This window comes from Endozoicomonas sp. YOMI1, from assembly GCF_024606345.1.
In the GTDB taxonomy this organism is placed as follows: Bacteria; Pseudomonadota; Gammaproteobacteria; order Pseudomonadales; family Endozoicomonadaceae; genus Endozoicomonas.
In genome coordinates this window covers 1-4154 of the sequence record NZ_JAHHPM010000082.1, presented here as the reverse complement: position 1 = coordinate 4154, position 4154 = coordinate 1, and the positions used below count along the sequence as shown (strand labels likewise).

4 protein-coding genes are annotated in these 4154 nt (G+C 46.5%); 2 read left to right on the top strand and 2 right to left on the bottom strand.

Annotated elements, in window-relative coordinates:
- The first annotated feature begins 302 nt into the window (after positions 1-302).
- Positions 303-1142 (top strand): hypothetical protein, encoded by an 840-nt coding sequence (locus KDK15_RS03010; RefSeq protein ID WP_257293887.1) that lies wholly within the window; start codon positions 303-305, stop codon positions 1140-1142.
- A gap of 25 nt (positions 1143-1167) precedes the next feature.
- Here KDK15_RS03010 and KDK15_RS03005 read toward each other — a convergent pair whose 3' ends face one another.
- Together KDK15_RS03005 and KDK15_RS03000 are read right to left on the bottom strand one after the other, a co-directional pair.
- Entirely contained in the window at positions 1168-2100 is a 933-nt protein-coding gene (locus KDK15_RS03005) for an S-adenosylmethionine decarboxylase proenzyme (protein WP_257293886.1), read from the bottom strand.
- Positions 2100-2345, bottom strand: coding sequence for a hypothetical protein (locus KDK15_RS03000; protein WP_257293885.1), 246 nt, complete (start codon positions 2343-2345; stop codon positions 2100-2102). Before KDK15_RS03000 ends, KDK15_RS03005 begins: the two co-directional genes overlap by 1 nt.
- Positions 2346-2598: 253 nt before the next feature.
- Between KDK15_RS03000 and KDK15_RS02995 the strand changes: the two genes are divergently transcribed.
- Complete coding sequence (locus tag KDK15_RS02995) at positions 2599-4032, top strand: hypothetical protein (RefSeq protein ID WP_257293884.1); 1434 nt, start codon at positions 2599-2601, stop codon at positions 4030-4032.
- Positions 4033-4154: the final 122 nt, after the last annotated feature.

Here is a 4154-nt window from a genome sequence, read left to right as displayed (position 1 = left end):
ATGCTCAGGTTTAGATAACTTTGAGTAGGTTTGAGCAAGTTTTTAGGAGCGGTTTCCAGGAGACCCCGTGAATTCTTCATTGTAAGTTGACTGGCTTCGACGGTTCCTCCCTTGGTCTGGATACATCATCAATAGGTTCGCGGGCCTCATTGGGAGAATAAATCCGCAGAGGGTCAATGTTGATTGAATATCGTTGCGATCAAAATAAGTCGTTTACTCCAAATTTATTTTTTATAAATGAAACTTTTTAACATTTATACACTCCAAAAATACTCTATCACTGCATTAACGGTAAGTAATTGATGATTTCTGGAAATCCAATAAATACCAAAAATGGCGTGGGAGCTGCTCAACAAAATAGCTTGGGAGCTGCTCAAGATAATACAGTATCTTCTGGTTCTGGCAGTTGGCTCGGTCGCACTGCTGACAATACTCCTCCCCATGATTTTTCTACCCATCATTCTCCAGGCCCGGCATACCAAGGCTCGGATTCGGTTACTAAAATGAGATCGGCGGCTGTTGCTGTTGAAGCAAGCCCGGATAATGGCTTGCGACTCCCTCCGGATAAACTGGTGAAGTGTCAGATTTCATTGGAAAATGGGTATATAGAAGTTTTTGGAGCTCTTCATCGAATGTTGCTGCTTAGCTCAATGTCTCGCTGCTCGTCTATTCTCAGGAAAAATTTGGATATTCTTAAAACTAAAGAACCATTTGATGAACAAATCTTTTTGGAATCGGCAGAACTTTTACACGCAGACCAATCGGTTATTGATGATCACCAGCAACATGATAAATCTGTAAAGATTCAGTTGCTGGAAGATCTGTATCGCCAGCGGAATGATGAGCCTGCAGAGCAGCGGAAGCATGCTACTTCCCAAATGGCTAATTTAGAAACGATTAAACAGAACTTTGAAAGCTATGCTCCGTTAGATAGGTTAAGTTGTTTACCTGATCCTGTTCCAGAACATGAGACAGCACAAATGAAGGATCATGTGGATGCTTTGGATACGCTGTTATCCAGCATTGACAGAGGTCCTCTTGGTCCACTGATCAAAGCCGATGACTCACTGCAGGGCATGCTGTCAAAAGTGAATGCAGCTGTTCAGGAATGTAAAAATAGTTTGAACAGAACAAATCTGTAAATTCAACTGCCAGTTGCGTTTCTCGTCATAATTTTTCTGCCTGAACTTTTCTGTGATCTGAGTGTTGGAAATGATTGAAGCCCATACGATAGCCACAGCTTAATTGAATCTCACAGGTTGAAAGGCACTGGTATGGCGTATTTTTCGGCAGCACTTTTTCCGGCCACCGGGAGTTAAAACCGATCAGATCCCAGCAGCCCGGATTCAGCTGTTTCAGCAGTATGGGAACAATCGGGGAGTTGGCCAGATCAAGGTTGGTAGCAAAACTGACGTATGAACTGTTTTTATGTGGTGTGATATGAATGGTGGCATAGCGGTTATCCCGAATAGCATTCATGGAGTAACCACAGGGTTTGAACAGCCAGTCGCTCAGGGCAAAGTCCGGGAACAGCTGGTGCAGTTTAAGCAAGCGACGAATGTCTTTAATCCTCTGGTACTCACTGCAAAGGTAGTCGGCATTTTTTCCCTTGATATGATACATCAGCAATTCGCTGCTGGTGTCATCAATCGCTGGCTCATAGGGTTTGTCCAGATGGAATACATAATTATGATGGCCATCCAGATAACCCAGACGAAAGGCACAACCGGACACACGCTGGCTCAGTCGGTCAATGTCGTCCATAAAGGAAGTCTTCTGAAGATGGGGCTGGTACTCATTTTTGCGCTGGAATCTGGCACAGCGGATATGCTCCGGAGGCATCTGTTCAAAGAAGTAGAGGGCTGCATCCACCAGGGTAGTGGTGCCACAGGTAAGCATCAGAAACCGGTCATGCCAGACAAACAGGCTGGACTCCGACAATAGATAAGCGTCACAGTGTTCGTTGCTGAGGACGGCCAGAATGTCTGCCCGGGCTCTGGCTACCATTTCTGCCCAGAAGCTTCTGCCCAGGGCTCTCAGGGAAACCCATTCCGGGCTGGTGACCATCTCTATTTTCTTTTCCGAGCCTTCAAAAAACATCACTGCAGGCTCCCCCCGATAAACTCCAGATAGGTGTAGCCCTCACGGGCCATGCCATCAGTGATAGACAGATGATGGAGGAATCCCGGCTTTTTCCGCCACCTGGTACAGTGAAAGCTCATTGATAGCGCTCTCTTCCAACAGTTCCAGTCCAGGGCAACCGTGAGAATGGTATTTCTCCGCTCGAGACTTCTGGCCTGAGTTTTGCGGGACACTTTGCGTTGTTTGCTGGCGATCTTTGTCATAGGAATTCATGCATCAAGAAGAGGAATTCTGGTACCAAAGTGTTGTCAACTTCCTGCACCAATGTCACAAGAAACTGCATCACTTACCCATCAAGTTTTCGCTCAAGCTTTCCGGTAAATACAAAGCAAGCTATGCCCGGGCCATATCAGACATTAATTCAGGGAACTTAAATCTGACCCATCTGTCAATAAGTTCATCATTTATTTAATTCATGCCGACAATAGCGCTGTTCACCCTTAATCAGGAGTTTTCATGGCTAATCCCTTCCCGTCACTACCACCCGCCTCGCACCCTGTTGTCGACGGTGCTGTCGATCAAGTGTCATTTTCGGCAAGTAAGGATGCTTCCTGCCCAACCTCTGCAGCAGCAGTAGCAACCTTCGATTCCCGGCGCACGACTATTGCCTTATTGGAGCGCGATCAACTGAAGATTCAGGGGTATTCTGAGCGGGATATTTCAGACGCAGAAAAGGAACTGCATGAACGGGCAATCATACCGTCGATGGATCAGACTCTTCAGGTGCTTGCCGACAAACGTGTGGACATCACCACCACATTTGTTCCCGTTACTCAGGCGATCACCGACACTCCCGGCCTCAAGGCTAAAGCCTCTTTGGCCAGAGAGGTCAAGGAGTTCGCCAGGTCAATAAATGAAAGTGTGATGAGCGAAATTGACAACCATTACTCATCAGCCTGGCCAGACAAGCAAAAAGTGGCCCGCATTGTCAGCCAGTGGCCAGAGTCCCTGAAGGAGTCGGCAACCTTTATCCGCTATTACTGGCCGACTTTGCCGGTTGGCATGAATAGCAGAAGGTTTTTGTGTGACTTCACGTCTGCCACCGATGTCAGTCGCCTGTATGATTCTTATCACCATGGTCCTAAATGGCGCCTTCGCGATGATATTCCTTTTCCTATTGAAATTTCTGATCTAAAAGATCTTGAGGGTCTTTCTCAAGAGGAATTTCAGCAGATCTTTGGCGAGTATTCCCAGCAAATTCGGGACCTGATTAAAAATCCTCCTCCCGATGTTCAGTTAATCAAGAAAGACATGTATCTGGATTTTCCGGTCTTCTTCCGTCTGGTCAAGGATATCTGGCTTGACGCATTACCTGCTGGTAATACCGGAACCATGGACAGGGTCAGTCATTTGATGGTGTCGTTTACCAAGCTGCTACACAGCTTTTCCGATTGGTATGACTTAGACCTCTACTGTAAATCGCTGGATGCCTTGTTAATGAGCGCCCATTCTCATTCACTGAACCATGACGATTTGTCAGTTTTAGTGTTTCAGCTGGTGACACATCCCCAGAAATGGCAGGAAAACTATAAAAATATTTTCCGGCAGTTGCTCAGCCATGGTTTTTCAAGTCAGGAAAGCAGGCTGATGAACCACTTTGACCAGTGGGGGGCAGATCCCGGTTCGCAAATGGAAGTCAGTCGTTGGGCAGAGTCAGAGTTAATTCCGGATACCGTCGCAACCCTGCGCTTTCTGAAAGATATTGTGCAGTATATTGATGAACATAAGGAAAGGACTTTTTATCCGCAGAATATCAAACAAGGAAAGTACTTCGATAAAGATACCTGGCAGCTGCTGTCACCCATCATTGCAACGGATCTGAGGAATTCATTTCCCCTGGAGGAAACACGAGAAGTGCTCGCTGATTTTTTCAGTGGCAAAGCCTCCTAGAAAAGCGCTAATACCCATACAACGCACAACCTCGTTCCCATGCTCCGCGTGGGAATGCATACCGGAACCTGCTGGATGTGAAACAACCTATTTCTGCCCGGGATCATGAGAGTTTGATGGGG

Coding starts and splice junctions, on each gene's coding strand:
- KDK15_RS03010 (WP_257293887.1), top strand. CDS start 303: ATGATTTCTGGAAATCCAATAAATACCAAAAATGGCGTGGGAGCTGCT.
- KDK15_RS02995 (WP_257293884.1), top strand. CDS start 2,599: ATGGCTAATCCCTTCCCGTCACTACCACCCGCCTCGCACCCTGTTGTC.
- KDK15_RS03005 (WP_257293886.1), bottom strand. CDS start 2,100: ATGTTTTTTGAAGGCTCGGAAAAGAAAATAGAGATGGTCACCAGCCCG.
- KDK15_RS03000 (WP_257293885.1), bottom strand. CDS start 2,345: ATGACAAAGATCGCCAGCAAACAACGCAAAGTGTCCCGCAAAACTCAG.